This is a genomic window from Acidimicrobiia bacterium (genome assembly GCA_040289475.1).
Lineage (GTDB): Bacteria > Actinomycetota > Acidimicrobiia > ATN3 > PSLF01 > PSLF01.
On record PSLF01000002.1, the window covers coordinates 83108 to 107331 of the forward strand.

At 54.3% G+C, this 24224-nt stretch carries 20 protein-coding genes; 6 read left to right on the forward strand and 14 right to left on the reverse strand.

Annotation, left to right across the window (positions count from 1 at the left end; all coding sequences use genetic code 11):
* From xseB to C4318_01915, 4 genes are all read right to left on the reverse strand, one after another.
* Nucleotides 1–183: an exodeoxyribonuclease VII small subunit gene (xseB, locus tag C4318_01900; GenBank protein ID MER3453897.1), complete on the reverse strand. Its 183-nt coding sequence runs from the start codon at nt 181–183 to the stop codon at nt 1–3.
* A 117-nt stretch (nt 184–300) separates the two neighbouring features.
* Nucleotides 301–1620, reverse strand: coding sequence for an exodeoxyribonuclease VII large subunit (xseA, locus tag C4318_01905; protein ID MER3453898.1), 1320 nt, complete (start codon nt 1618–1620; stop codon nt 301–303).
* On the reverse strand, nt 1617–2120 hold the full coding sequence (locus C4318_01910; protein ID MER3453899.1) for a hypothetical protein: 504 nt from the start codon (nt 2118–2120) through the stop codon (nt 1617–1619). The genes xseA and C4318_01910 overlap by 4 nt, the downstream gene beginning before the upstream one ends.
* A complete protein-coding gene (locus tag C4318_01915; GenBank protein ID MER3453900.1) occupies nt 2117–2761 on the reverse strand; it encodes an iron-sulfur cluster assembly accessory protein in 645 nt (214 codons plus the stop codon). Before C4318_01915 ends, C4318_01910 begins: the two co-directional genes overlap by 4 nt.
* 150 nt (nt 2762–2911) lie before the next feature.
* Between C4318_01915 and C4318_01920 the strand changes: the two genes are divergently transcribed.
* Nucleotides 2912–4195 carry a hypothetical protein gene (locus C4318_01920; protein MER3453901.1) on the forward strand — a complete coding sequence of 428 codons (1284 nt, stop codon included), beginning with the start codon at nt 2912–2914 and terminating at the stop codon, nt 4193–4195.
* The gene (locus C4318_01925; protein ID MER3453902.1) at nt 4192–5733 is read left to right on the forward strand and encodes a hypothetical protein; all 1542 of its coding nucleotides are present in this window, start codon (nt 4192–4194) and stop codon (nt 5731–5733) included. The genes C4318_01920 and C4318_01925 overlap by 4 nt, the downstream gene beginning before the upstream one ends.
* An 87-nt stretch (nt 5734–5820) precedes the next feature.
* Here the strand turns inward: C4318_01925 and C4318_01930 are convergent, their stop codons facing one another.
* Nucleotides 5821–6870, reverse strand: coding sequence for an acyl-CoA dehydrogenase (locus C4318_01930; GenBank protein ID MER3453903.1), 1050 nt, complete (start codon nt 6868–6870; stop codon nt 5821–5823).
* Nucleotides 6871–6939: 69 nt separating this feature from the next.
* Nucleotides 6940–8475 (reverse strand): hypothetical protein, encoded by a 1536-nt coding sequence (locus tag C4318_01935; GenBank protein MER3453904.1) that lies wholly within the window; start codon nt 8473–8475, stop codon nt 6940–6942.
* Between the two features lie 462 nt (nt 8476–8937).
* Between C4318_01935 and C4318_01940 the strand changes: the two genes are divergently transcribed.
* The 3 genes from C4318_01940 to C4318_01950 are packed head-to-tail and all read left to right on the forward strand — an operon-like array spanning nt 8938 to nt 12961.
* Nucleotides 8938–10803, forward strand: coding sequence for a 2-oxoglutarate ferredoxin oxidoreductase subunit alpha (locus C4318_01940; protein ID MER3453905.1), 1866 nt, complete (start codon nt 8938–8940; stop codon nt 10801–10803).
* 4 nt (nt 10804–10807) lie between these two features.
* On the forward strand, nt 10808–11848 hold the full coding sequence (locus C4318_01945) for a 2-oxoacid:ferredoxin oxidoreductase subunit beta (GenBank protein MER3453906.1): 1041 nt from the start codon (nt 10808–10810) through the stop codon (nt 11846–11848).
* Nucleotides 11849–11851: 3 nt separating this feature from the next.
* Nucleotides 11852–12961: an oxidoreductase gene (locus C4318_01950; GenBank protein ID MER3453907.1), complete on the forward strand. Its 1110-nt coding sequence runs from the start codon at nt 11852–11854 to the stop codon at nt 12959–12961.
* On the opposite strand, the gene C4318_01955 is transcribed toward C4318_01950, so the two are convergent.
* Nucleotides 12934–13743 (reverse strand): alpha/beta hydrolase, encoded by an 810-nt coding sequence (locus C4318_01955; protein MER3453908.1) that lies wholly within the window; start codon nt 13741–13743, stop codon nt 12934–12936. The genes C4318_01950 and C4318_01955 overlap by 28 nt on opposite strands.
* A 71-nt stretch (nt 13744–13814) precedes the next feature.
* Nucleotides 13815–15224: an NAD-dependent malic enzyme gene (locus C4318_01960; GenBank protein MER3453909.1), complete on the reverse strand. Its 1410-nt coding sequence runs from the start codon at nt 15222–15224 to the stop codon at nt 13815–13817.
* Between the two features lie 227 nt (nt 15225–15451).
* On the opposite strand from C4318_01960, the gene C4318_01965 reads away from it, so the two are divergent.
* Entirely contained in the window at nt 15452–18346 is a 2895-nt protein-coding gene (locus C4318_01965) for a hypothetical protein (protein MER3453910.1), read from the forward strand.
* 42 nt (nt 18347–18388) lie between these two features.
* Here C4318_01965 and C4318_01970 read toward each other — a convergent pair whose 3' ends face one another.
* The 6 genes from C4318_01970 to C4318_01995 all read right to left on the reverse strand — a co-directional run bounded on the left by C4318_01970 (nt 18389) and on the right by C4318_01995 (nt 24155).
* Complete coding sequence (locus C4318_01970; GenBank protein MER3453911.1) at nt 18389–18847, reverse strand: hypothetical protein; 459 nt, start codon at nt 18845–18847, stop codon at nt 18389–18391.
* A gap of 50 nt (nt 18848–18897) precedes the next feature.
* Nucleotides 18898–19389 (reverse strand): DUF4395 domain-containing protein, encoded by a 492-nt coding sequence (locus tag C4318_01975; GenBank protein MER3453912.1) that lies wholly within the window; start codon nt 19387–19389, stop codon nt 18898–18900.
* A 114-nt stretch (nt 19390–19503) separates the two neighbouring features.
* Nucleotides 19504–20199, reverse strand: a complete 696-nt coding sequence (locus tag C4318_01980; GenBank protein MER3453913.1) for a hypothetical protein — start codon at nt 20197–20199, stop codon at nt 19504–19506.
* A gap of 7 nt (nt 20200–20206) precedes the next feature.
* Nucleotides 20207–21187, reverse strand: coding sequence for a hypothetical protein (locus C4318_01985; GenBank protein ID MER3453914.1), 981 nt, complete (start codon nt 21185–21187; stop codon nt 20207–20209).
* 60 nt (nt 21188–21247) lie between these two features.
* Complete coding sequence (locus tag C4318_01990) at nt 21248–22096, reverse strand: hypothetical protein (protein ID MER3453915.1); 849 nt, start codon at nt 22094–22096, stop codon at nt 21248–21250.
* A 19-nt stretch (nt 22097–22115) separates the two neighbouring features.
* The gene (locus C4318_01995) at nt 22116–24155 is read right to left on the reverse strand and encodes a hypothetical protein (GenBank protein MER3453916.1); all 2040 of its coding nucleotides are present in this window, start codon (nt 24153–24155) and stop codon (nt 22116–22118) included.
* Between the last annotated feature and the right edge of the window lie 69 nt (nt 24156–24224).

The window sequence follows — 24224 nt, forward strand, 5'->3', positions numbered from 1 at the left end:
TCACTCCTCATCTTCTTCGCCGGTTCGGGCAGCGAGAGTCGCTTCAAGACGCTTCTTCAGTCCTTCGAGAATCGCTTTACAGTGGGCGTGAAGCCGCTGCCCCTCTTCCCATAAGTCAAAAGCCTTTTCCAAGGGGACATCCTCTTTTTGGAGTTCGGCCACTATTTGCTCGAGGCGAATCATGGCCTCCTCGAATGTAAGAGCAGTGTCAGGCGGTGCTTCTCGCGACGCAGAGTCCCTTAGAGCAGACGTTTCTCTGGCTTTTGCTTTACCCGATTCAGTCACCCTCGACCCTCTTGATCAGTCCCCGGGGTCGGCAGATTCCCGAGGTTCCCCTCTAGAGACCACGCCGAGGATACCGCCAGCCAGTGTCACCGACAGAACAGTACCCTCCGGAGCCTCGAGAGGAGCACGAACAATCTCCCCTGTGACTTTGCGCACCACAGCGAAGCCTCTTTTAAGAGTCGCCCGAGGACTAAGGGCTTCCAAACTAGCAGTCAAACTGTTCAGTGATGATTGGGCACGGTCGATTCTGGCGAGAAACAGCTCCTGGACTCTGAGTGATTGGAGTCTGGCCCACTGTCGTTCGATGGTTGCCTCGGGTATTCTCGAGGACATGGTCGACTCTAAAGCAGCGAGAACGAGCTCTTTTCTCGCCAAATACGCTTCTTTGAATGTGCGGGTCGGATTGAGGGATGCCAGTTTCGCTTCTGCCGTCTCGAGACGTCGTCGGACCGTCGTGTAGGCGATATCGACCGCTCGATCGAGCCTATCGCGGAGTTCAGCTTCGTCAGGAATCACTTCGATTGCGGCTCTGGAGGGCGTGGATGCCCTGGCATCTGCTACAAGATCACTGAGAGGGTTGTCTTTTTCATGTCCGATCGCAGAAACGACAGGGACAGGGCACCGAGCTATCGCTCTGCAAAGGGACTCGTCATAGAAGGGGGCTAGCTCCGCGAGACTTCCCCCACCTCTGGCCAAGATGATGACCTCGACTCGCGGATCCGCGGTCAAACGTTCCATAGCTTGGATGATCTCGGTTACAGCGCGATCTCCTTGAACGGGGACTTCCTCGAAGACGAGCGGATATCCGGGAAAACGTCTGTCCACCGCGGCGAGTATGTCGCGTTTTACCGCTGCGTCGAATCCACACACGACGCCTACAGTGGCAGGAAGAAGAGGAAGCGGTCTTTTGCGTTCTTCGTCAAAAAGTCCGTCAGCGGCGAGCTTTTCGCGTGTCTTTTCGATCTTGGCCCACAGCTCACCCTCGCCAGAGATGTGGACTTCTTCGGCTACAAGGCTGAGACGGCCGCCGGGGCCGTAGAACTCCGGACGTCCCCTAACCAACAGATGCGTTCCATTCTTGATACCGTCTGGAAGCTCGATTCTCGAAAACATGGCCACATTTACGGTCGCCGCTTCATCGGCCAACGAGCAGTAGGTATGGCCACTTGGGTAGGTTTTCAGGTCTCTCACCTCACCCTCGACCCAGACGTAGCCGACTCCCTCCCGCACGACCTCGTTTATCCAGGAAGCAAGTTCCGAAACCGAAAGTGGACAGTTTGCACTCGACCCCGGTGAAAGCTGTTCGATGGTCGTTCGTAGAGAGTGCGAAGTCATGCTGCCTCTATAGTCACGTTCCACTTTCTCACCCCCAAGTTGAATCTCTGCCGTTCTCGATCGAGAACGGCTCGGGCTTGGGCGAACCGAGGGGCGTCGGATGCAAGGCCGGCATCAAGGGCGTCCTGGGCGGCCCCGATCCAAATTTTGCCGGCGTCTGTGATTTCAGAAGCGATTTCGACCAGATTTTGGTGCATTAGAGGTAGAAGCTTTTCCATCTCACTCAACGTGTCACTTAGGGTTATGATACGGCTTGTTGCCGAGCCAGCAATGGAAGCGAATTCGCCGGTTATAAGAGCTTTGTTCAAATCATCGGTTAGGGCTGTAGAACTTTGGATGAAGCTGTCCGCGAGAGAGGAGAATTTGCGGCCTGCCTCCCTGGATGGGTCGTCTACTCGAGTCGGGTTCGAACAAGCGGAAAAAAAAGAACAAACCAACAACAAAATAGCGATACATCCTCGATAGAGTGGATTCGCAGCGGTTTCCCGCCCGATAATCACTTCTTGGCAGGTTCGTAGTAAGGGTTAGTACCGGCTGCGTGATCGGTGACGTCGACGATCGACTCGATTTCGGGGACAGCTTCTTTTATTGCAACTTCTATTCCCTGACTTAGGGTTACCTTTGCCAGTCCGCATCCTTGGCATCCGCCGCTCAGGCGTAGGTACGCAGTCGACCCCTCGACGGCGACCAGATCAGCTCGTCCTCCATGCATTGCAATGGCAGGGTTGACGTTTTCGTCAAGTACTGCCTGTACGCGTTTGGCTAGATCACCGCCGACGAACTCCCACACATCGTTGGGGTTGTCGATGGTCAATCCTTCGTTGGGATCGTCAGACAGGTCGAGCACGGAGCCCTTTATCTTCGGAATGTCCTTTGTGCGGATGAGCACTGTTAGCCCGTCACAATCGATAGCGGTATCTTGTTCCGAGGCCGAAGAAGGATCGGCAAAAGACAAGTCATACGCGAAATCTCCGTCGCGGAGTCCATTGATTTCTATGCGAAGTGCAGCTTCAGGCGACTCTCCTGTGTTCTCTCTCACGCGGAGTATGCGCTCCATCGCCTTGGACGTTATCGTGAGAATTTTCTCCTCTAGCTCTTTACCCGCTTGTGCTGAGTCCACATTTTTCTCCGCTGTGGCCATCTCGCCTCCTTACCACGAGAGCCGCTGCCTGAAACGGTAAAGCTATGGCCACTAGCGCGGCCATCTCGCTTACGCTTGTGTCGGTCGGGATGACAGGCAACCCTGCAACCTAGTCTAATCTAAGCTCTCTCTAGCGCTAGGGTGAAAGGCATGAGCGCTGTGCTGCCAAGGTTCGATCGCCCACTCGTCATGGTCTTCTCATCTGAGACTTACCGTGCCTCGGCTTTTCTTGAGGCGGCCTCAAAACTGGGAGTGGAAGTCGTACTAGCTTGCGACGTGGACGAGGCTACTACAAAGCTTCTAGGATCCCGACTTGTCCAAGTAGACCTGTCCGATCCCGAGGGGGGGGCCCAACGTATCGTAGAAGCAGTTGAAGAAAGAGATCCGAGATCCGTTATCCCTCTCGACGAGGCTGCTGTTCCCTTGGCTGCCATCGCATCAGGGCGACTGGGTACTACCTCCAATTCCGTTTCTGGTGTCTTGGCGACTAGGGACAAGGCGGCGCTTCGGAGGCGGATGTTTGAGGCGAACGTCGCTCAGCCCCGCTTTTTGATCGCTTTCGACCCTCAAGACGCTGTTCTAGACGAGGCCGGCGACAGGGTCGACTTTCCTTGCGTAGTGAAGCCGGCGGTCCTGTCGGCATCCACCGGAGTGATCCTGGCAGATTCTCCCGAAGCGCTGAGGCGAGCTGCTATAGAGGCGTATGAAATCCAGTTTCAACTGGCCCACCGGAGAGCGCCGTTGGTCGTAGAAGAGTTTCTACCCGGTAGGGAGATCGCAATAGAGGCAATTGTGGTCGGTGGTGACTTGGAAGTTCTGGCTGTCATAGACAAGCCCGATCCTCCTCGAGGGCCGTACTTTCCCGAGCGTATCTTGGTGACACCAGCCGATCTCGATGAAAAGACGTTGGAAGGAGTGTGCGAGCTTGTGAGCGCTGCGACGACAGCGCTGGGGATCGTCGATGGGCCTGTCCACGCAGAGATTAGGTGGGGAGACGATGAGCCGAAGCTTTTGGAGATCGCAGCACGGACGATAGGGGGATTGTGCTCTAAGGCTTTGCTATTCGAGGCGGATGACAAAGAGTCCCTTGAAGAGGTGGTGCTTAGGCGGGCTTTAGGTGATTTGCGAGCTACCCGACCTGTACTGACATACTCGGGCGTGGCGATGCTATACCCGGACATACCCGGGCGTATCGAGAAGGTGGAGGGAATCTCGGATGCCAAAGCCGTTCCCAACGTTTGGGCTGTCGACATAACTGTCCGCCGAGGGACTCGTGTCGAGCCTTTACCCAGAGGTAACCGGTATTTGGGGTTTATATTTGCCCGCGCTGAAAATCGCCAGGCATGCATCTCGGCATTGCGCGAAGCCGAGTCGTCTCTGCGATTTGTGATCGAGTCGCAACCGGTTCTCGCCCCTGAAGGAGCTGAGGGATGAATATTCTCTTGGTTTCCGGCTACGAACTGGGCCATCAACCATACCACCTCGGTATCGCGGCTTCTCACCTCGTTGAAGACGGACACCGAGTCCGGTGCTTGGATCTGCAGGTGGAAGCGGCTGAGAACGAACTTTTCGAATGGGCGGATGCTGTGGGGATTTCGGTTCCCATGCATACTGCAGCACGGCTGGGAGTAGAGTTCGCTCGTACTCTGCATAGTAGCTATCCCGATATGCCCATCGTTTTCTATGGACTCTATGCACACGTGGCAGTAGACGCGTTCGTATCGGGCACGGCGGAGCTAGATAAGCGTTGTAGTGATCCTCCATTGCAGGTTGAAAAAGCCCGAGGTCTGGTAGTAGGGATTGCGGGCGAGTATCCCGCTGCTCTCAGGAGATGGGCAGTATCTGTGGAGGAAAACGGCATAACGGGTGATTCTCCCGGACCATTAACTTCGCAAGTAACAGTCACCCTCGACCGCCAAAAGTCCATAGTGCCAGCGCGCCATCTCCTACCTTCCCTTGACAGGTACGCCCGTCTAGCTTGGGATGGGGAGGAACGGTTGGTCGGGTATGTTGAGGCCGCAACAGGGTGCTCGCACCGTTGTCGGCATTGCCCGGTGCCCATCGTGTATGCGGGGCGCATTAGGAAAGCGGCTATCGAAGCTGTCCTGGAAGATGTGGGGTGGCTAGTGGAGCATGGAGCTTCCCACATAACCTTCGGAGATCCGGACTTCTTGAACGCTCCTTCGTTTGCGTCGGAGCTCGTCTCCGAGCTCCACTCTGCCTTTCCCGGTATCACCTTCGACTGCACAGCGAAGGTGGAGCATGTTTTGCGCTACGAGGACTTGTGGCAACAGCTGGCTGAGCGTGGTCTGCTCTTTGTTGTCTCGGCTTTCGAGACTACGAACTCCGAGGTGCTCAAAGTACTCGACAAAGGCCACTTGCCAGAGGATTTTCCTCGAGCTGTAACAATACTGCGCACCGCGGGCGTCGAGGTGCGCCCTTCCTTTTTGCCTTTTACTCCGTGGGCGCACAGTAGGGATCTCTTGAACATATTGGAGCTCTGCGTTGAGCTGGATTTAGTAGCGAACGTAGATCCAGTGCAGTACTCTCTCAAGCTGCTGGTGCCTAAGGGCTCGCTTCTTCTCGAGACCCCGGAGCTCCGAGCTTATCTGGGAGACTACGACAGCGAAGCGATGTCATTCCGATGGAAGGCGCGGGATCCGGCGACAATCGTGCTCCAGCAGAAGGTAGCGGAGGTCGCTTCTAGGGCGGCCATGTCCAACCTGAGCTTGAGAGACACCTTGGAACAGATAGGTAAAGAGATCCTTCTCGCCTCTAAAGAAACTATGCCAGAAGACCCAGCTATAAAGATTTCCAGTACCGACTCCGATTTCTTGGCCGCTCTCCTTTCAGCCGCCGACCCGGAAAAAGTGAAGTCGCGACCAAAGCTTACGGAGGCGTGGTTTTGTTGCGCAGAGCCTACCTCGGCGCAGCTTCAATCAGCTTGCGGAACGGCACAGGTGTGCGCCTAGTCGCTTTCGTGTTAGCAACGAGCCAAGTGAGCTAATTCGAGGGGCACTCCATAGGCTGCAATAGAAGCCTCGCTAATCCATCGCACTTCAGAGTAATCCGGACGCATCCGCTATCTCTTTTCCTCTCTCAGCGACTCTCACGACCATGTCGGCCACTTTGTCGAATCCGTCTCCCACGGTACCGCCTTCCAAGAATCGCTTGTTTATTCCCTCTAGAATTACCGCAAGTTTGAAGTGAGCAAAAGCCTCATAGAAAGCGATATTAGAGAGATCTCTGCCTGTTAATTTCTCGTAGTACTCGAGCGCCTCGCTCTTTCTCATAAATCCTGGGAGCGTCGTAATCAATGAGCTTTCCACACCGGGGGCGTCGACGAAGAGATCGTCGCCAGGATCGCACCAGTACATGGAAAGCATTCCTACGTCTGCGAGGGGATCGCCTAGCGTGGACAGCTCCCAGTCGAGTACCGCAGCAATATCTCCGGAGGGATCGACGATAGTGTTGTCCAGCCTGTAGTCTCCATGAACTATTGTTCCGTCGGAGTTGGATGGGACTGCACTTCCCAGTCTGTCGGCTAGCGAATCGAGGACGGGGAGGTCCCTGCACTTCGAACGTTTCAATTGGTCTACGAATCGGGCGACCTGGCGCTGCATGTACCCCTGGGGCTTGCCGAAGCCTTCGAGACCCACTTCAACGTAGTCAACTGCGTGCAGGGAAGCGAGTACTTCGATCAGGCGCCTAGAGAGGCCAGCCCGGGTTGTCTCGTCGAAGTTCGAAGCGAAGGTTGCCGAGTCTGAAGGGACCTCCCCCTCCACGAACTCCATCACATAGAAGGGACAACCGATCACCGACTCGTCCTCGCAAAAAGCGATCATCTTCGGAACCGGGACCGGTGTGCTGGCCAGGGCCCGCTGAACGGTGAACTCTCTTGCCATGTCGTGGGCAGTGGGAAGCACGTGAGACAGTGGTGGTCTTCGAAGCACCCAGCGGCGTCTGTCGGTGTATATGACGTATGTCAAGTTTGACAGACCCTTGCCAAGCAGTTCGGCGCGGAGCTCGTCTACCTTCTCAAGATTCGTTGAGATCCACTTTGTCAACGAATCCAAATCCAGGCCGGGAACGCTGTCTTGTTTTTTCATACGACTGCCGTTTTTCAGTCTTCGAAAGGCGGCTAGTAAACCGGACCAGATAAACAGTGGCACGCCAATTCAATCTTGAGAAAAAACAATCGGGTCGTCATCTAAAAGCCTGGAGAAGAATTCGGTGTCGGCCAGTAGCGGCGTGTCGCTCAGGAACAGCTTTCCGTATCGCTCGAAATAGACCAGCTGCTTTCCGAGAAGAAATGTTCCGTGATCGAAGGAGGCGGTATCGGCACCGGTGCTCTCTGCAAGGTTTCTCAACCTTCGGCGCTGTCTCCACATTCGCACGATCTCAAGAAGAGATCGTCTCTTGGCCTCCTCTTCTAACTTTCCGGCGTGGCGTTGCTGAGGCTCGGTAAAGAACACTGAAAGGTTGACCTCACCGAACGGTTTCGTGAGGATTGGCTCTAGCGTGGATCGAACCCACTTTACGACGGGTTCGTCGTCCGGTCCGAAAACTTCATTTGCGGCTTGTCCGTATACTTCCCGGACAAGTCTCACCAAAGTCGTCCATGCCTCCTCGTCGCCTAGGCAGGCTGCTATTAGGCTGCGAAGGAAGTTTCTCGTTCGCTCGTCAAGGCGTCCAACAATTCCCCAATCAAGAACGGCAATGCGACCATCGGGAATGACTATTAGGTTGCCAGCATGCACATCGCCGTGGAACGCACCGTAGCGAGCTGCAGTAACAAACCAAGCCTTGACAAGGTCCTCGATCAAGGGTCGGGGGTCGAAACCGAATTGGGTGATGCTCTCAAGGTCGTCTATGGCTACCCCGGGCACGAACTCCATGGTTAGAACGGATGTTGAGGAGAGCTCGGGGTAGGTTTTGGGAACGAGAATTTTTTTCAGGCCCAGCGCCCGGGCGAGCTGCCGGTTGTAATCCATTACACGAAGCTCGTTCTCCAAGTTGAGCTCTTCTGCTACTTGTCGGCTGAATCCAGAGAGCAGCTGTAGAAGAGGACCCGCCAACCCCACACCGATTTGTTTTGCTAAAAGCGAAAAGAGAGGTTCCATGATCTCGATGTCGGTGGCGATGGTCGAGGCTACCCCCGGGCGTACAACCTTGACGGCAACCTCATCCCCTGTGGTGAGTCTCCCTCGGTGAACGGCGGCTATGGAAGCTGCAGCAATAGGTTCTGAGTCGAACTCGTCGTATATTTCTTCGAGGGGTGCTCCTAGCTCTCTCTCAACTATCTTGCGAACCTTCCAAAAAGGAATTGCCGGCCCGGTGTCTAGGCAAGTTCTGAACTCCTGGGAAATGGCTTCTCCGAAGATCCCTGGGGACGAGGCTATCAGTTGTCCAAACTTTAGGTAGGTCGCCCCCAGATCCTCGAAGGAAAGTCGCAAAGCTCGCGCTACCTCTTCTGTGGTGGTCCTCTGGCGTAGGACCCTCTTTTTCAAGATCGATCCGAAGCGTCGTCGAATTACCGAAAAGGTCTCTAGGATTCGACGGCGTACAAGAACGGTGTCTGGCTGGGGGAGGGGTCTGGTGATCGGTAGGGGAAAGGGAATTTCTTTGCGTGCTGACTCAGCTGCAGTGCGTGAAAAATTTGTGGAATTTGTGATAGAGCCGGATTTCGGCTCGATCGGAGCTGTCTCGAACAAGGTATTCCTCCCTCACTGCCTGGCCCCGTTCAATGGCCGTGATGGTCACTTGACTATTCTGAAGTCCGCCCTTCCATCAGAACAACCTTTCAAAGACTCACGCCGTTGTAATCGCCCAGTGTACGGGGGGCCAGAAAACCTCTGACAGCCAGGTATCCTCGGGAGACAATGGAGTACGAACAGCTTCATAGCTCGCCTGTTCTGAGAAGGCGAATACCAACGTTCCAATAAACGTTGGTTATTGTGTAGGCTTGGCGCACCCGGCTCGGGCAATGACTGAGTACGAAGCGGATTACCGAGAGAAAGGTAGAAAAAGCTATCATTCCGGTAGTAATTGGTTTCGCTTCCGCTGTAGGCCCGAAGCGGTGGCGCATGTGTCACGTGTGCGCCTAGGTCAGTGCGCTATCACCGGCAATTGTATCTGTGTGTAGGGCCCACGGCGGCGGCCTGAACTTCAAAGAGATGTCCGCAGGACCAACGACAGAAAAGAAGAACCCGGTAAGGCTCGACGAAGTAGTCATAAGGCTCTCAGGAGACTCCGGTGACGGCATGCAGCTCACCGGAGATCGCTTGACATCAGTCACTGCTCTTGCTGGAAACGATCTGGCTACACTACCGAACTTTCCTGCCGAAATCAGGGCCCCCGCTGGAACTGTGGCGGGTGTTTCCACATTCCAGCTCCATTTTGCGGATTTCGATATCTACAGTCCTGGTGATCAGCCGGATGTGCTGGTAGCTATGAACGCCGCCGCACTCAAGGCCAACCTTGCCGACTTGAAACCTGGCGGAATTCTAATTTTGAACTCAGATGGATTCGACGAGCGAAGCTTGCACAAAGCGGGTTACCAAGTCGATCCGAGACAAGATGGATCCCTTGCGTCTTACAAGGTTTACGAAGTTCCGATGACAAAGCTGACATTGGAAGCTACCAAGGATTTAGACGTAAAACCGAGGGACGCAGAGCGATCGAAGAACTTCTTTGCTTTGGGGTTGCTGTGCTGGCTTTTCTCGCGTCCTCCTGAGCCCATTCTTGAATGGATTGCGAAGAGGTTTGCATCTCGTCCCCTCGTGCAGAAGGCGAATGAAGCTGCGTTCAAAGCCGGCTACAACTTCGGCGAGACTGCCGAGATCTTCGAGCTACGGTACGAAGTCCCTCCTGCCAAGCTTGAACCAGGCACTTACAGAAGCATCACTGGAAATATGGCCCTAGCGCTGGGTCTGGTAACCGCCTCGAAGCTGGCTAACATGACACTTTTCTTTGGGTCGTATCCAATCACGCCGGCCTCGGACATCCTCGAACAGCTTGCGGCACTGAGGAACTTCGATGTGATTACGTTTCAAGCTGAAGACGAGATTGCGGGAGCCGGAGCCGCACTAGGAGCATCTTACGCTGGTTTTCTGGGAGTTACAGGTACAAGCGGTCCGGGAATAGATCTAAAGTCTGAAACTATCGGATTGGCCGTGGCCTTAGAGATTCCGCTAATCGTGATAGATGTGCAACGAGCAGGGCCTTCTACTGGTCTTCCCACCAAGACCGAGCAGGCAGATTTACTGGCGGCATTGTTTGGGCGACACGGGGAGTCTCCTGTCCCCATACTGGCCCCTGCGACTCCAAGCGATTGCTTCTATATAGCCTTGGAGGCAGCCCGTATTGCCGTGAAATACCGAACCCCCGTCTACGTTCTGTCTGAGACCTATTTGGCAAATAGCTCCGAGCCATGGAAGATTCCTGATCCTGATAGTCTAGATCCAATCGAGCCTCACTTCGCGACCGAGCCCAACTACGATGGGGAGTTCCGACCTTACAAGCGCGATCCCGAGACGCTCGCTAGAGCTTGGGCCATCCCTGGCACTCCTGGCCTGCAGCACCGTATTGGTGGCCTCGAAAAAGAAGACGTAACAGGGAACGTCTCTTATGATCCGGACAATCACCACAGGATGACATATCTACGTGCCGAAAAGGTTGCCCGCATTGCCAACGATATTCCGCTGCTAGAGGTGGAAGGTGACGTTGATGCTTCTGTTCTAGTACTCGGCTGGGGCGCGACGTTCGGTCCGATTAGTACAGCGGTGGAGCGTGTGAGACAGGAAGGTGTGAGAATTGCCCAGGCACATTTGAGGTACCTAAATCCCATGCCGCGGAATACGGGAGAGGTTCTAAAGCAATACGAAAAAATTATTGTTCCCGAAGTCAATACAGGTCAGTTGGCTTTCCTTTTGAAGGGGCGATATTTAGTGGATGTAGTGGGGCTCAACTTGGTGCGCGCATTGCCGCTTAGATCGGTCGATATCGAAAACAAGATCTGGGAGGAGCTCAAGAGTGGCTGACGTATTGACTGTCGCGGCTGAAAAACAACAAGCAGGTAACGGGCATTACACCCGGAAGGATTTTCAATCCGATCAAGAAGTCAGATGGTGCCCTGGGTGCGGCGACTACACGATCCTAGCATCGGTGCAGAATTTTTACGCGGAACAAGGGATAGATCCCTGCAAGATAGTGATCGTCTCCGGTATCGGGTGCGCTGCGCGCTTTCCGTACTATGTGAACGTTTATGGCATGCACGCCATTCATGGAAGAGCTCCAGCTATAGCTACCGGAATCGCCTTGACTCGGCCCGATTTGCAGGTCTGGGTTGTCAGTGGAGATGGAGACGCACTTTCGATAGGAGGAAACCACCTTATTCATGCGTTGCGTCGTAATGTGGACATCAAGATTTTGCTGTTCAACAATCAGATTTATGGCCTGACAAAAGGGCAGTTTTCTCCTACATCTGAAGTTGGAAAAATCACGAAGGCGAGTCCATTCGGAAACATCGATTATCCGTTTAACCCGGTTTCTTTGGCTCTGGGTGCTGAAGCAACATTTGTGGCTCGCACCTTGGATATGGATAGACCTCACACTGCAGAAGTACTGAGAGCAGCTGTGGCTCACAAGGGCGCCGCCTTCGTCGAGATTTACCAAAACTGCAACGTTTTCAATGACAAGGCGTTCGAGTTGGTAACTGGACGAGAAACTCGGGAACGTAATCAGATCAGGTTGGAGCATGGAAAGCCAATCAGGTTCGGCAAAGACAAGGAGTTGGGCGTAGTAATTAATGGACGCGGAGAGGCCGAGATAGTTGAGGTAGCTTCCGTTGGTGAGGAAAAGATATTGGTGCACGATATTTCTTTGGAGAACCCTAGCCAGGCGTTTGCCTTGAGTAGACTTTCGCACGGACCTTACGGCCCGACTCCTATAGGAGTTTTTCGTTCAGTAGCGCGCCCGACCTACCGCGAGCTCTTGGAAAAGCAAATTCACGAAGCCAAGGAGCGGTTGGGAACAGGAGATTTGAACAAGCTTTATGCCCAAGGCAATGTCTGGACTGTGAACTGACGGGTGCCTGGCGAAAAACTTCACTGGACGCATTTGTACGAAGAGGTCGTAACCTCTGGACTGTGCACGGGATGTGCAGCATGCGTCGTCGCTTGTCCACATGACGTGCTGGGGTACGACGACAAGTACAAGCCGTTTCATTTGGAAGAACAAGGGGGGCCTGCTGGCTGCGTTCACGGAGACAAGGGTTGCACGCTTTGCACAAGGGCTTGTCCTAGGTTTCGAGATTGGGAGAGTGACGCTGACACGTTTTTGTTTGGACGGAAACGTGCACCCACCGAGGTTACCGGCGTGTGGCGCAAAATTCTACTCACGAGAGCGACCGACGCAGAGGTTTTAGCAAAGGGCCAGGACGGCGGTACTTGCTCGGCGGTTCTTATTTGGTGTTTAGACAAAGGGATAATAGACGGTGCCCTGGTCAGCTTCTTCGATGGCGACACATTGTCTTGGAAAGCCGGCAGCGGTGTTGCCAGGTCGAGACAGGAGGTTTTGGAAAGTGCTGGCTCCCGGTACACCTACTCGGCCAACACCTTGGCGTATAAAGAGGCAGTAGAAGCCGGGCTAGAAAAGCTTGCCTTGGTTGGTATGTCGTGTCAGGCCAGTGTGCCTCCAATCATGGCTACTCGAGGAGTCCGGAAGGTGGCGCGCCGGATCGTCCTAAGCATCGGTCTTTTGTGCTCTAAAACTTTCGACGACCGCATTTTCGAAGACCTTCTACAGTGTAAATATGGTTTGGCCCGCACTCAGATTTCCAAGATGAACATCAAGGGCCGACTTCAACTCTGGACCACCGACGGTGGGTACCTAGAGGTGCCACTCAAGGAGTGCCACGAGTTCACGCGAGAGGGATGCAAGATGTGCCCCGATTTCTCGGCAGAGCACGGCGATCTGTCGCTTGGGGGACTCGGTCAGACTGCTGGATGGACTCTCACGATTGTACGAACCCAACGGGGCGAGCAGATTGTGGATTCAATGATTGCCGAGGGACATCTCGAGGCGAGATCGGGTGAGTCGGACCCCGCAACTCTTTCTTTGCTACACAGGCTCGCCGCTAAGCAGCGCAAGAGATGGCCGGTTACCGAGGCTCAGCCGGCACTTGTATCAGAGAACTGAGGCAGGCACGAGTCGTAAAAGGATTCTATCTCCGGCCACAGTCTGCACGGATTGAGTCGCAGCTCCAACATAGACTTCGCTACCAGGAGGCGCCCATTCGGTAGCGCCTCAACGAGTCTCTTTGCGTCTTCGAAGGAGTGAAGAGGATCACGGGGATGACCGATTACCAGAGTCGGAACGTCGATCCCTCTGAAACAGGACAAGTCAGGCCTAGGCGTTGATTCAAGAAGCCCTCTTAGGACCGAGGCGGCTTGCCGAGGGTCTTTAGGTACGATATCCAAGAAGACACCGAGATTAGGGTTAGAACGAGGAATCCTCGATAATGCCGATGCCACCGCTGAGACCAGGGGGGCTGTGGCATTTAGCGCCATTGCCAATGGAGCAAAAATGACTCTTGCGAAGGGGTAGCCGCCAGCGAGCACCGGCATCTCCACTACTGCCCCTGCAAGCCTTGTTGGATAAGAAACGAGCATCTCGAGTACCACATTGGCCCCTAGGGATGTTCCATGAACTACTGCGGACTCCACCTCAACATGGCGTAACAACGCATCCACCTCGCTGGCAAACTCCAGCAGTGAGTAGTGGGATGGATCTTTGGGAGCGTCTGACTCTCCATGCCCACTGAATTCCATAGCTACCGCCCTAAAACGTTTAGAAGCCAAATCGAAAAGGCGGTTTTGCATCCAGTTTCTGTGTAACAGGCCGTGTAGATATACGACCGTAGGGCCCGATCCGCTCTCGTGATAGTGGATCTTGACTCCTCGGTGGTGAAAAAACGGCATTGATAGCTTCCCTAAAAAGATCTAGGAGGCCGCTTTTGAGGGGGTCGTGCGGCCTGTGTTGAAAAACTCATTTACCGGGTGGCCACTCGCGTTTCGTGCGCGGCGGCAAAAACCGCCTTGGCGACGACCGGCACAACTTGTTTGTTGAAAACCGAGGGAACTATGTAATCAGGCGTTCTTTCGTGACTATGAACGCATGCTGCTATCGCATCTGCTGCTGCGAGCTTCATCTCTTCGTTGATCTCAGTGGCACCTGCATCCAAAGCTCCTCTGAACACACCTGGAAAGCACAGTACGTTGTTGATCTGATTAGGGTAATCGCTTCGTCCTGTGGCTATAACTGCGGCGACATCGTAGATCGCTTCCGGTCTGATCTCAGGATCGGGGTTTGCCAAAGCAAAGACGATCGGGTCTTTTGCCATCGACTCGACGTCTTCCCGGCTCACCAAATTGGGGCCCGATACACCGATGAAAACATCGGCTCCCTTCATAGCATCCGAAAGGGATCCGGATATCCTCCTTGGATTTGTTCTATCGGCCAAATCTCGCTTGACCTCGTTGAGGTCGTCTCTGTCTGGATGCAAAATGCCTCCCCGATCGCATACGACGATGTCGGGGACTCCCGCTGAGGTGAGGATCTGGGTTATGGCTACTCCTGCAGCGCCTGCACCTGCGATGGTGACTGAAATCTCGCTCATGGACTTCTCGACAATCGAGAGGGCATTTCGGAGTGCAGCAAGCACGACCACAGCTGTTCCGTGCTGGTCGTCGTGGAACACCGGTATGTCGAGGGCTTGCTTTAACATGTCCTCAATCTCGAAGCAGCGCGGTGCTGAGATGTCTTCTAAATTGATCCCTCCGAACACTGGGGCTATTCGGATCGTAGTCTCGACGATCTCGTCGACATCGGTTGTGTCCAAACAAATGGGAAAGGCGTCGACGCCGGCGAACTCCTTGAACAGCGCTGCTTTTCCTTCCATAACTGGTAGAGCTGCAAGAGGACCTATGTTACCTAGACCCAGAACGGCAGTTCCGTCTGTCACCACAGCCACGGTGTTCTTTTTTATGGTGTAGTCACGAGCGAGCAGGTGGTCGTCGGCGATAGCTTTCGAAACACGTGCGACACCCGGGGTGTAGGCCATCGACAGGTCGTCCCGGCTTTTTATAGGCGATTTGCAGCGAACCTCGATTTTTCCGCCTTGGTGCAGCCGGAAAGTCCGGTCGGAGACAGAGTGGACGTGGAAACCATCGCCCAATTCCTCCAACGCCTTTCTGATGCGTTGAGCGTGAGAGTCATCGACCGTGTTGACAGTGATTTCGTCTGTCGCGTAATCGGAGTGGGAGTCTACGACATCGATCGCGACGATGTCGCCGCCTTGTTCTCCGATAACGCTCGCTACCTTTCCCAAGGAACCGGGCGCGTTAGGGACCGAAATTTTTATCGTTACGCTAAAACTTGCATTCGGCTTTTCAACGGTCACATCAGTCTCCGAAGCATGGGGCTGCGAATGGTACTTCTGTACCGTGGCCGGCTTTTGATTCACAAGACCTTCTCGAAAGAGTAAAGCCCTTCTGCGGCTAAATCTCGGGAATAATCGACTCAACGCTTTCTCAAGCGTGAGCTTGTAAACGATCGGGGGTTGGTTTAGTGAGTTCTCGGGTTGCGTGGTCGATCTTGGCTATAGGAGGCAGTGGCGTTGCTGCCATTGTGTGGACGGCAATTCGAGCTCGTCCGCGAAGTGTTGTCTGGCGTCTGGGGCTGCGTAGGTTTATCTCTGCTCCAGTAGAGACTTTTGCAGCCGCCACAGCAATCGCCCTAGCTGTATCGCTGCTTTTTTCAGCCATTGGCATTGGACAGTCTCTCGAGGCATCGCTGGAAGGCATAGAGGGATCAAGATTGGGGCCAATTGACGTCTCAATTGTTTTGAGGGGACCAGCAGCTAGGGAGGGGGCGGTTCAGATAAGAAGCGCGTTGGCGGAGCGGGCCGGTGTCACGACTACAACCCTGAGAGCGCTTCAGGTGTCGGCTGTGACTCCTGCGGATGTCGTTGTAGGACAGAGGGAGTACCAAGATGGAAAAGGCGTAGAGGCGACCGCAGCGTCGGTGATGGCAGAGCCCCTCGCAATCGCTTACGACTATCGCTACGAGGAATTGGCCTCTTTCTCCCAAGGCAAGGCTTATGGCCTTCCGGAAAGTGGGCCGGATCCGGGATTTGTGTACCTTAGCAGAGATTTAGCAGTTCGTCTGGGAGCTGCCCAAGGAGAAGAGATCGCTCTAGTAATTGGAGACCGAATTGACCGATTCCGCATCGCGCGGATTCTCGAGCCGAAGGGCATGGCGGGCTACAGCGAGGATTTCGAGAGCTCTGTTTTGTCAGTGTTTGTTCCCGAGGGGTACCTAGATGCTATTCCTGCCGTAACCGAAGTGCTTGTGAACGTAGGAACGCCAGTCGGTTCGTCGCCGGACTCCGCGATGTCCAAGGCAGAGCCTGAGATTTCCAGCCTCAAGGATGTCTTTGACTCTTTGGCCCAGCGAGGTACCCGGCCGGTCGTTAGGTACCACAAAGCCAATCTCGCAAGGACAGCTCGCAGGATCGGCGGTTCCCAGGTCGCTCAGCTATTGGAGTTGGGCTCATTCTCGGTTCTGTCGGCGCTGGGCCTGCTTGGAACACTGTTGTACTTAGTTTTGTCGGAGCGCAAGCGCCTGTTTGGGGTAGTGAGCGCCGTAGGCATGCGGCGTCGAGACATAGCGGCATCCAACGACGTGACCGCATTGGCGCTGGCTGTGCCTGGGATTGTCTTGGGTCTTGGTATTGGCTCTGCGGTGGTGTGGTTATCCGTGCGTGTTGGGGGTCAGGCAATTTCAGTGAAACTCTCGAGTTTCGAGCCTGTCGTGTCCATCCCGCTTTACTTGGTCGCCATCACAGCAAGTAGCGGGATTTTAGTGACCGCAGCGCTGAGCCGAATGTCCTCGGCGCTTTTGCTCTCGTATAGCCCTGCAGAATTGGTGACAGGCCGAGAGCGGCCGTTGCGATTCCCTGCCTTGGCCGTGCTAGGTGGAGGCCTTGCCCTCATTGCATTGGGAGCGGGTGGAGCTGCCATCGACTTTCGGGCGAAGAATCCGACATTCATCTACCTAGGACCTGCCTTAGTCGCCGCTGGAATGGCTCTTTTAGTCGCGAGATCTTATTTCCGACGGGCAGCTGTGGGGGTTTTAGGTGCTGCGGTGGTCTCATGGATTGTGTACGTAGAAGCGCGCTTGGGAAGGGACCTTCAGCCCCCCGAGTTCGGTGCACTCCCAGTGATCGTGGTTGCGGTTTTCCTGATCGCCGCTGTGGGGGTGATAGTGGCGCTTATAGGGCCTGCGGAGTCCATTTTGGCGGCGTTTCTAAATAGAGTAGGCGCGCGAATGGTTGCAGTGAGAACTAGCGCACGCAACTTGAGGGAACGGCGTGGCGCTACTTGGTTCGTAGTTCAGACTTCCGCTTCGGCTGTCGCGGTGCTGGCAATGGTCCTAGGCGTGTTCGGCTTAGAAAAAAGCGATTTCAAAAGATTTCAAGAAGAACAGCTCGGTAAATGGACAGGGGTAGTGGAGGTGCGAACCTCAGAGTCTGCGGATCCAACGCGCCTTGTCGAAGCAGGTCTTTCGGCCGAGGGAGTGGGAGCTACTGAGGGCATCAAAACCTTGAGGACGACTCAGAAATTTATGAGAGTTGTATCGGGTGGGCGTCAGGTCGTTCGCGTCTACGAAATTCCGAAAGAAGTCGCCGTCGATGGAGAGGAGGGATTTATTCCTCTACGAGGTCGCAATTCCAAGTTCGGGAGTGACAGAGAGGCCTGGGAAGCTCTTTTCGATGAAAATCCCCCCGATGGTAGACGGTGGGTAATTATGAGCGAGGGGGCAGTCGATTTAGGTTTCGTGAGTCCGGCGTCGGCGGTTCTTCACGACCCTGAAACCAATACGTACTACAATCTCGCTGGCATTACTGCCCTCAACGGTGCGATTCCTGGAGTTTATGCAGCTCCGGGCGAATTCGCCGGAGGAGGTAGCGAGTTCCGTCCGACGACTGTTTTGTTCAAACTGAGCTCCGATATCAAAGACGTCTCGATCCTCAAGGCCCGCCTGCAAGGAAGGCTTTATCGCTATGGAGCCAAAGTTATCTTTGCCTCGGAAGTTGTGAGCGAGAAGTTTAAAGTGCGGACTTTGGTATCGGCAATGCTTCGAGTATTTTTGTCTCTAGGCGTAGTGGTTGCAATAGCATCCCAAGTCGCTGTGGTGACGAGGGCTGTGCGAGCCAGAACAAGATCGCTTGCGATCTTGCGGGCTTTGGGGGCTTCGAGGGCCGCGGTTTTTGCATCGGTTGCTGCCGAAGGCATGACAATGGCGGTTATGGGGTCCTTTGTTGGCTCTTTTGTGGGTTCGGTTGTCGCAGCCCGCCTTTATGCCAGAGGCGGAGGATCGGTGAATTTGCTGTCCGTCCTCACGACGGCAGTTTGGTTAGTACTAGCGAGCGCTACGATCGTTGGGATGGCCTCTCTCTTGCCCGCTGCCGCTGCAGCGAGAACATACCCATCCGAAGTATTGCGGAATCCTCAAGAGTGAGAAGCTTGCGGGCAAAAACATTCTGAGACCTCAGCATCGTACTCAAGAGAGTGTGTTTTTGCCGGGAACAATCTCAGTCGATAAATGGCTCGGTGTCGCCTCGTGGAGCTGACGGTTGCGAGCCCGGATCACTCGATTTGCCTCCTCCACAGAGGCCGGACCCCAACACCCCACTATGATTCCTTCGGGTGATAGCTCGATCAAGACGGGCGTCGCGTCGATCCCTAGATTCCGAAACGCCTCCGGGTATTGTTCCACAGGAACCTCTTTCCACCCCACAGTACCCTGCTCCAAAGCTCGTTTGAGCTCACCGCAGGAAATGCAGTATCTAGATGTAAAAACCAGAAATCGAACATTGCGAGCAAATGCTGTGTGAACAGGAGAGCCAACGAGGGGTGGAACCTGGTCGTGCAGCGTGGGGTATACGGACCTCCGCCATAGATATCCAACCCCTAAAGCGGCGCCCAATATACCTGTTGAAACTAGCAGCCTCACTACCACGGACTATTTTCCCAACAATTAGCAGAGTCCGTAAAACAACGTCGCCTTGCTCATATGAGCTCGCCGCTTTTGGGCTGTAAAAATCTACCCTTCGACTTCATGATCCATACGTAAAGCTCACATCCAATGCACAAGCCGAAGAGTGCAGCGACAGCTGCGAGACCCCCAACGAGAAGTGCTAAAGCCCATGCAACAGTGTGCAGTCCCGCTAGGTACGAAGCGGTGGATAGCGAGAGAAACAAAAATCCCAGTGATGCAGCAAAGCGTGGAGGACGAGCATCCTCGACCGACGATGGCGGTCCGAGCCGGGGGAGAACGAGATAGCGAACCAGCGCCTGCACTGGATTGCCTCTGGGGCCCGCAATAACTCCCCCCAGCAAAAAAATCGCCCACAATGGGACTGTCCAGAAAAACCCAATCAGAAACGAGACAAAAACGACCGCTGCTAGAACGGCTTGATTGAATCGGGGGATTCTAGAGTCGATCATTGAGGACATGCCAGTCTCTCCTCGAGGAATTCTGCGGCATTCGTGAATACGCATGGAATTTGCAATCTGCAACAATTCCGATAAAGTTTATCGGATTTATCGAGCGCCAGCAATTGACAACGTCCTCTTGGATTCAATCATTGCCTATCGGGCTGATGTCATGGACCTTCAAAGGGATCTCAGCGGCATAAAGCTTGTGATCGAACGAGCGAAAAGCGACTCTAGATCGGGCCACATATCCGAAGAAGCGGATGTTTTGATTTGGTACAGCCGTTGTTGGGAGGGTACATCCACAAAGGTTATGCGGGTGTGCGCCACAAGCGAGTCCAATGCGATGGAAAAACACCTTAGGCCATTAGGACACGGGACCTCTACGACGCTGACTAGACTGTTCGGATCCAGAGAGCTGAGGACTACTGAGGCAGTCTCCTCGACTCCGTTCTCTGGCCGGGAGCGGGCGATAACCGCTAGCTCTTCCACATTACCTGCAGGACATAAAGCCTTGCATTTATCAAGGGCGTCTGGCGGGCGGAACACATAAATCACTTCCGTAGATAAGGGATCTCTCAGTGGTGAGGTTGCCGACCCCGACGTACTTGGGGGTTTTTGAGCCAGCTGAGTGACTGAGCCGTCTAGCTCGATCCTCGCAGGCGTCCATCTTCGAGGCACCTGAATTCGCCACCAACTGTCAGGTTCTATGAACTCGTAATAGCCTTCCGAGCCAAGACCTTTTTCTCGGGTAGTGTTTACGACTCCACAAGCTGTTGCGGATACTGTTGCTGCGAGAAGCACAGCCAGGCCTATGCACCAGCTTTCTCCGAAAAGCTTCTTTCCTACAGCGGGTGGCAAAGCTCCAACGAGCACAAGTAGGCTAGGGGGCCATGGTCTGAAACGAAGTTGGCGGAGCCGCTACCGTGACTCTGTTGCGCCCCGTTGCTTTGGCATTTCGTAAAGCTCTCAAAACTCTCGCTACCAGAGAGTGTTCATCTTCCGATCGGGATTTTTGCCCACATGCCAGGCTGGCGGTAACAGGAATCTTCAACCCCGATTTTTCTAAAGCTGCATCGGATTCGAATGATGACCTAATTCTCTCTGCTAGAGTTCTGGCTCCCTCGAGCGCTGTCTCGGGAAGTATTAGCAAGAAGTCCCCTCCGGCTAGGCGACCGATAAGGTCTGCCGCCCTTACCGTTTTTTTGGCTACTGAGGCGAAAGCTCTCAATACGTCGTCGCCCTTTTCATATCCGTGCTGCTCGTTGATCAAGCCCAGATAGTCTACGTCAGCATAAATGACGGAAAGATCCCGGCCGTATCGATCGGCGATCTTGCACTGAGAGCGAAGTAGCCTCATGGTCTCGGGGTGGTTGTACAAGCCGGTTGTAAGATCTGTTGTAACCAAATCTTGAATTTCGGCTCGTAAGCTTTGTACTTCCGCCGCGCATCTGCAAGTTTTAGCGAGCCATCTAATTCTCAGCTCCAGAAACAGCTTGTCCTCGTTGGGACAAACATCTACACCTTGGAAAGCAACTGCAGCTTTGGCGAGAGTCGATAGGTTGTCTTCCGCTATCTTTCCAATCAGCAAAACTGGGACTTGGCTCGTCGCGGGATCATCGAGCAAAGCGAAAAGTGTTTCGGAGGCACTGAGTCCTCCTCCTAACTCGATATCCAGCAACACAGCATCCGGGGGAGATTCTTGAGCCACTCTGAGAAGATGAGGGGCAGTCTCGATTAGTCTTAACCCGACTCCCGCAGATGCAGCTGCCTCGCTGACACGGGTTGCCAGCTCCGAAGAGGAGGTTCCTAGCAGGAACACAAGGGCCTTGGGGTTGACCGCTGATTCGGCAGTGGAACTCATTGCGCGCTCTATCTTAAAGGCCTAGCCACGGTGCTTACGTACTTGTGATAGCGAGCGAGTTCACTTGCGAGCTGGTACCTGGCGCATTGGATATGCGCCTGCTTGTAAGACTGCGTCTCGGAAAGGTGTCAATGCCTGGGTGATCTGACCGAACTTTCCAGATAGCGCGCGAACAATGTCTATTTGCATTCTGTCTGTGAGGTCCTCGATCTCGTCCCTCAACTCAATTCCCGACTGCGTGACCCTCGATTCATTTAGATATCCAAGTGACTCTAAAACGCTCTCAGCCTCAGAAATATCGGTTTCGCTCCACCCGTGAACGGCTAGGTAGGCGTTCGATTGAAGGCCCCACCAGTGCTTGGAAAGCACCACTGCCTCGCGAGGCGCAATGCCTGAGACGAGCCAGGCGGCGGTGTGGGCAGCGCCCCTATGTTCTCTGAACAAATCACATGCTCTCCAAAGTCGAAGACGCCAGTCCTTGTTAGGAATCTCTATCTTGCGCCAAGCGCCAAAGAGAGGTCTGCCGGCGTCTGGCACTGAATCCACCACCGAGCTGAGCAAGTCAATGGTTGCTTTGACATCACTTGTCGGCTCGGACGGGATGACCCGGCCCATGTAGGACGCAACAGCGTCTAGACGAGCGTCTACTACAGAAGGCGGATCAGTTTTGTTCCACCCGCTTTCTACGGAGCTTTCGGCGATCTTTGGATTGAAAAAAGCGAAGATCGAAGAAACGGAAGGGCCGGTGAGACGTCCCATCGCTGCGGATCGCCCACAGAAATAAGCTTCTAGCGGTGATAGATGCAAGGCTTGCAGTCTTTGAATCGTCTCTGGGGCGAAATACACCGATGCAGCGATAGGCTCAATCGTTTCCCGCATCATCCTTAATTGTTCGGAGTACTCGAGCATACAGATTCTCCTCTCACGCTCAGTTCAGAACGAACACCCACAGCTGCCCTGGACCATGTACACCGGTTACGAGAGTCATCTCTATGTCTGCAGTCTTCGATGGCCCAGAGACCAATGCAGCGCCAGAGAGTAACCCAACATTTTCTAGCCTCGAAAACGCCTCGTTCAACGAGCAGACAACGGAGGACGCCGGAACAATGGCCACTAACACAGGAGGTAACAGGGAGGTGAGGCGAGGACGCCCTTTAGCGAAGTCAAAGAGTAAGCTTCCCGTCGAGGCCACTCCCAAAAGTGGGGTCGCCAATCCAATCTCGGCACTGGCAACCTTGCGCGCCTCGCCTTCTACGCATGCGATGCCGTGGAACTCTAGCAAGCTGGCGATGCTGTGCCCATATGGAGCATTTAACGTAGCAGGATCAATTGTCGCTACTCGAATGTCCTCTAGAAGCGGACCAAGCCGTTCTGGTAGAGCTGCGCTTGGAATATGTTGTACCTCGGCTCCGTTGCGAGCGACGTTCGAGATAAACGTTTCTATGAGTACTTCTTCACGATTATTGTTCGTAGAATTTGGAGATTTGGAAAGAGGGTAGCTGGCAATTTCTGGCGTGTCGATGCTCATACGTTCACGTGATTCGTTAGCATGATTGCCTCGGGAAGCTGAAAGTTGATGTGCAGCTGGCGCACGAAGGTTTTCAAGTTGTCGGGGAGGAGGAATCCGAGGGGTCGGAGGGGGAGCTGGCATAGGGATTTCGCTGCGCCTTAGAGCTTTTTTCAAAGCTCTACCCAAGGCATTGTTGGACAGCACTAGTTGCGAGCTGCCCCCGGGCCCTTCCGTCTCGATTTTTCCGAGTCCAGCTTTAGCAGCTATGGCGATCAGGCGGGCCGCAAGGCTCTGAGAAATCCGAAACTCAAGAGACGAGTCCCAAATCATCGACCATCCCGAGAAGATAGCTCTCAATGCCATCCCCTGGTGCCCGTGGCGGGGATCCGCTCGTAGCTCGTACAACATTTCGTGAAGCGGGATTGATACTGGGCATATTTCTGTGCAAGCTCCGCACAGAGAGGAGGCATAGGGAAGCTGAGACGGACCCTCATGCTCTATCAAGGTGGCAAGAACTGCTCCGATTGGTCCCATGTAGGTCGTCCCATAGGCATGTCCACCAATACTCGTGTACACAGGACAGGCGTTAAGGCAGGCACCGCAGCGCACGCAGCGCAGTACTGCTTCGTATCGGGTTCCTGCTAGGCGAGAGCGACCATTGTCGAGTAGTACCACGTGGCTCTCTACGGGGCCGTCGATCTCTCCCTCGTTGCGAGGTCCTGCTATTAGTGATACATAGGACGTAAGAAGTTGGCCGGTTGCTGTAGCTGTCACTAGGGGAAGAAGCGTGGCTACGTCTGCAAGGGAAGGCACGATTTTCTCGATCGGTACTATTGCAACATGGATCGGGGGGATACTCACGCACATTCGAAGGTTTCCCTCGTTGGAGATCCCCACGAGAACGCCTTCCTTGGCGGCGGCGAAGTTGACCCCAGTGATGCCCATCTCCGCATCTAAGAACACAGACCTTAGGTGACGTCTCGCTATTGCAGTTAGCCGCTGTTTATCTGGCTGTAGGGGGTCTATCTCCTCTGGGTTAGCGATTTTGGTCTCGACAAAGAGCTGGGCTACATCGGAGGCTTTCTTATTGATTGCGGGTGCAAGGATGTGTGCTGGCTTCTCTCTGGCTAATTGAACGATGAACTCTCCCAGATCGGTCTCTATGACTTGTACTCCCTCGGACTCTAGGGCCGAGTTGAGACTGATCTCCTCGCTAGCCATCGACTTAGACTTGGCTGCTTTGCGTACTTTGTGTTCTCGGGCAATTCTGGTCACTATTTGGCGGGCTTCTTTGGGGTCGGCCGCGAAGTGGACGAAAAATCCTCTTTTTTCGAGAGACCTCTTTAGGTCGAACACCGAGTTCGGAAGAGCTTCCGATGATCGGATGCGAATATCGGTGCCTCGGGCCTTGAGTAACTGGACTCTCGAGTCTTGGAGTGCGATGGTCTTGATTGCCATAGACGCTCTCCGAACGGATTGCAGCGAAAGCGCTAAGGAAGGATCGGAGGCGCCGACGCGTGCTCGCAC

Excerpts from the sequence above, each read along its gene's own strand:
- xseB (MER3453897.1), bottom strand. The coding sequence starts at position 183 with ATGATTCGCCTCGAGCAAATAGTGGCCGAACTCCAAAAAGAGGATGTC.
- xseA (MER3453898.1), bottom strand. The coding sequence starts at position 1,620 with ATGACTTCGCACTCTCTACGAACGACCATCGAACAGCTTTCACCGGGG.
- C4318_01915 (MER3453900.1), bottom strand. The coding sequence starts at position 2,761 with ATGGCCACAGCGGAGAAAAATGTGGACTCAGCACAAGCGGGTAAAGAG.
- C4318_01920 (MER3453901.1), top strand. The coding sequence starts at position 2,912 with ATGAGCGCTGTGCTGCCAAGGTTCGATCGCCCACTCGTCATGGTCTTC.
- C4318_01925 (MER3453902.1), top strand. The coding sequence starts at position 4,192 with ATGAATATTCTCTTGGTTTCCGGCTACGAACTGGGCCATCAACCATAC.
- C4318_01930 (MER3453903.1), bottom strand. The coding sequence starts at position 6,870 with ATGAAAAAACAAGACAGCGTTCCCGGCCTGGATTTGGATTCGTTGACA.
- C4318_01940 (MER3453905.1), top strand. The coding sequence starts at position 8,938 with ATGTCCGCAGGACCAACGACAGAAAAGAAGAACCCGGTAAGGCTCGAC.
- C4318_01955 (MER3453908.1), bottom strand. The coding sequence starts at position 13,743 with ATGCCGTTTTTTCACCACCGAGGAGTCAAGATCCACTATCACGAGAGC.
- C4318_01975 (MER3453912.1), bottom strand. The coding sequence starts at position 19,389 with ATGCGTATTCACGAATGCCGCAGAATTCCTCGAGGAGAGACTGGCATG.
- C4318_01985 (MER3453914.1), bottom strand. The coding sequence starts at position 21,187 with ATGAGTTCCACTGCCGAATCAGCGGTCAACCCCAAGGCCCTTGTGTTC.
- C4318_01990 (MER3453915.1), bottom strand. The coding sequence starts at position 22,096 with ATGCTCGAGTACTCCGAACAATTAAGGATGATGCGGGAAACGATTGAG.
- C4318_01995 (MER3453916.1), bottom strand. The coding sequence starts at position 24,155 with ATGGCAATCAAGACCATCGCACTCCAAGACTCGAGAGTCCAGTTACTC.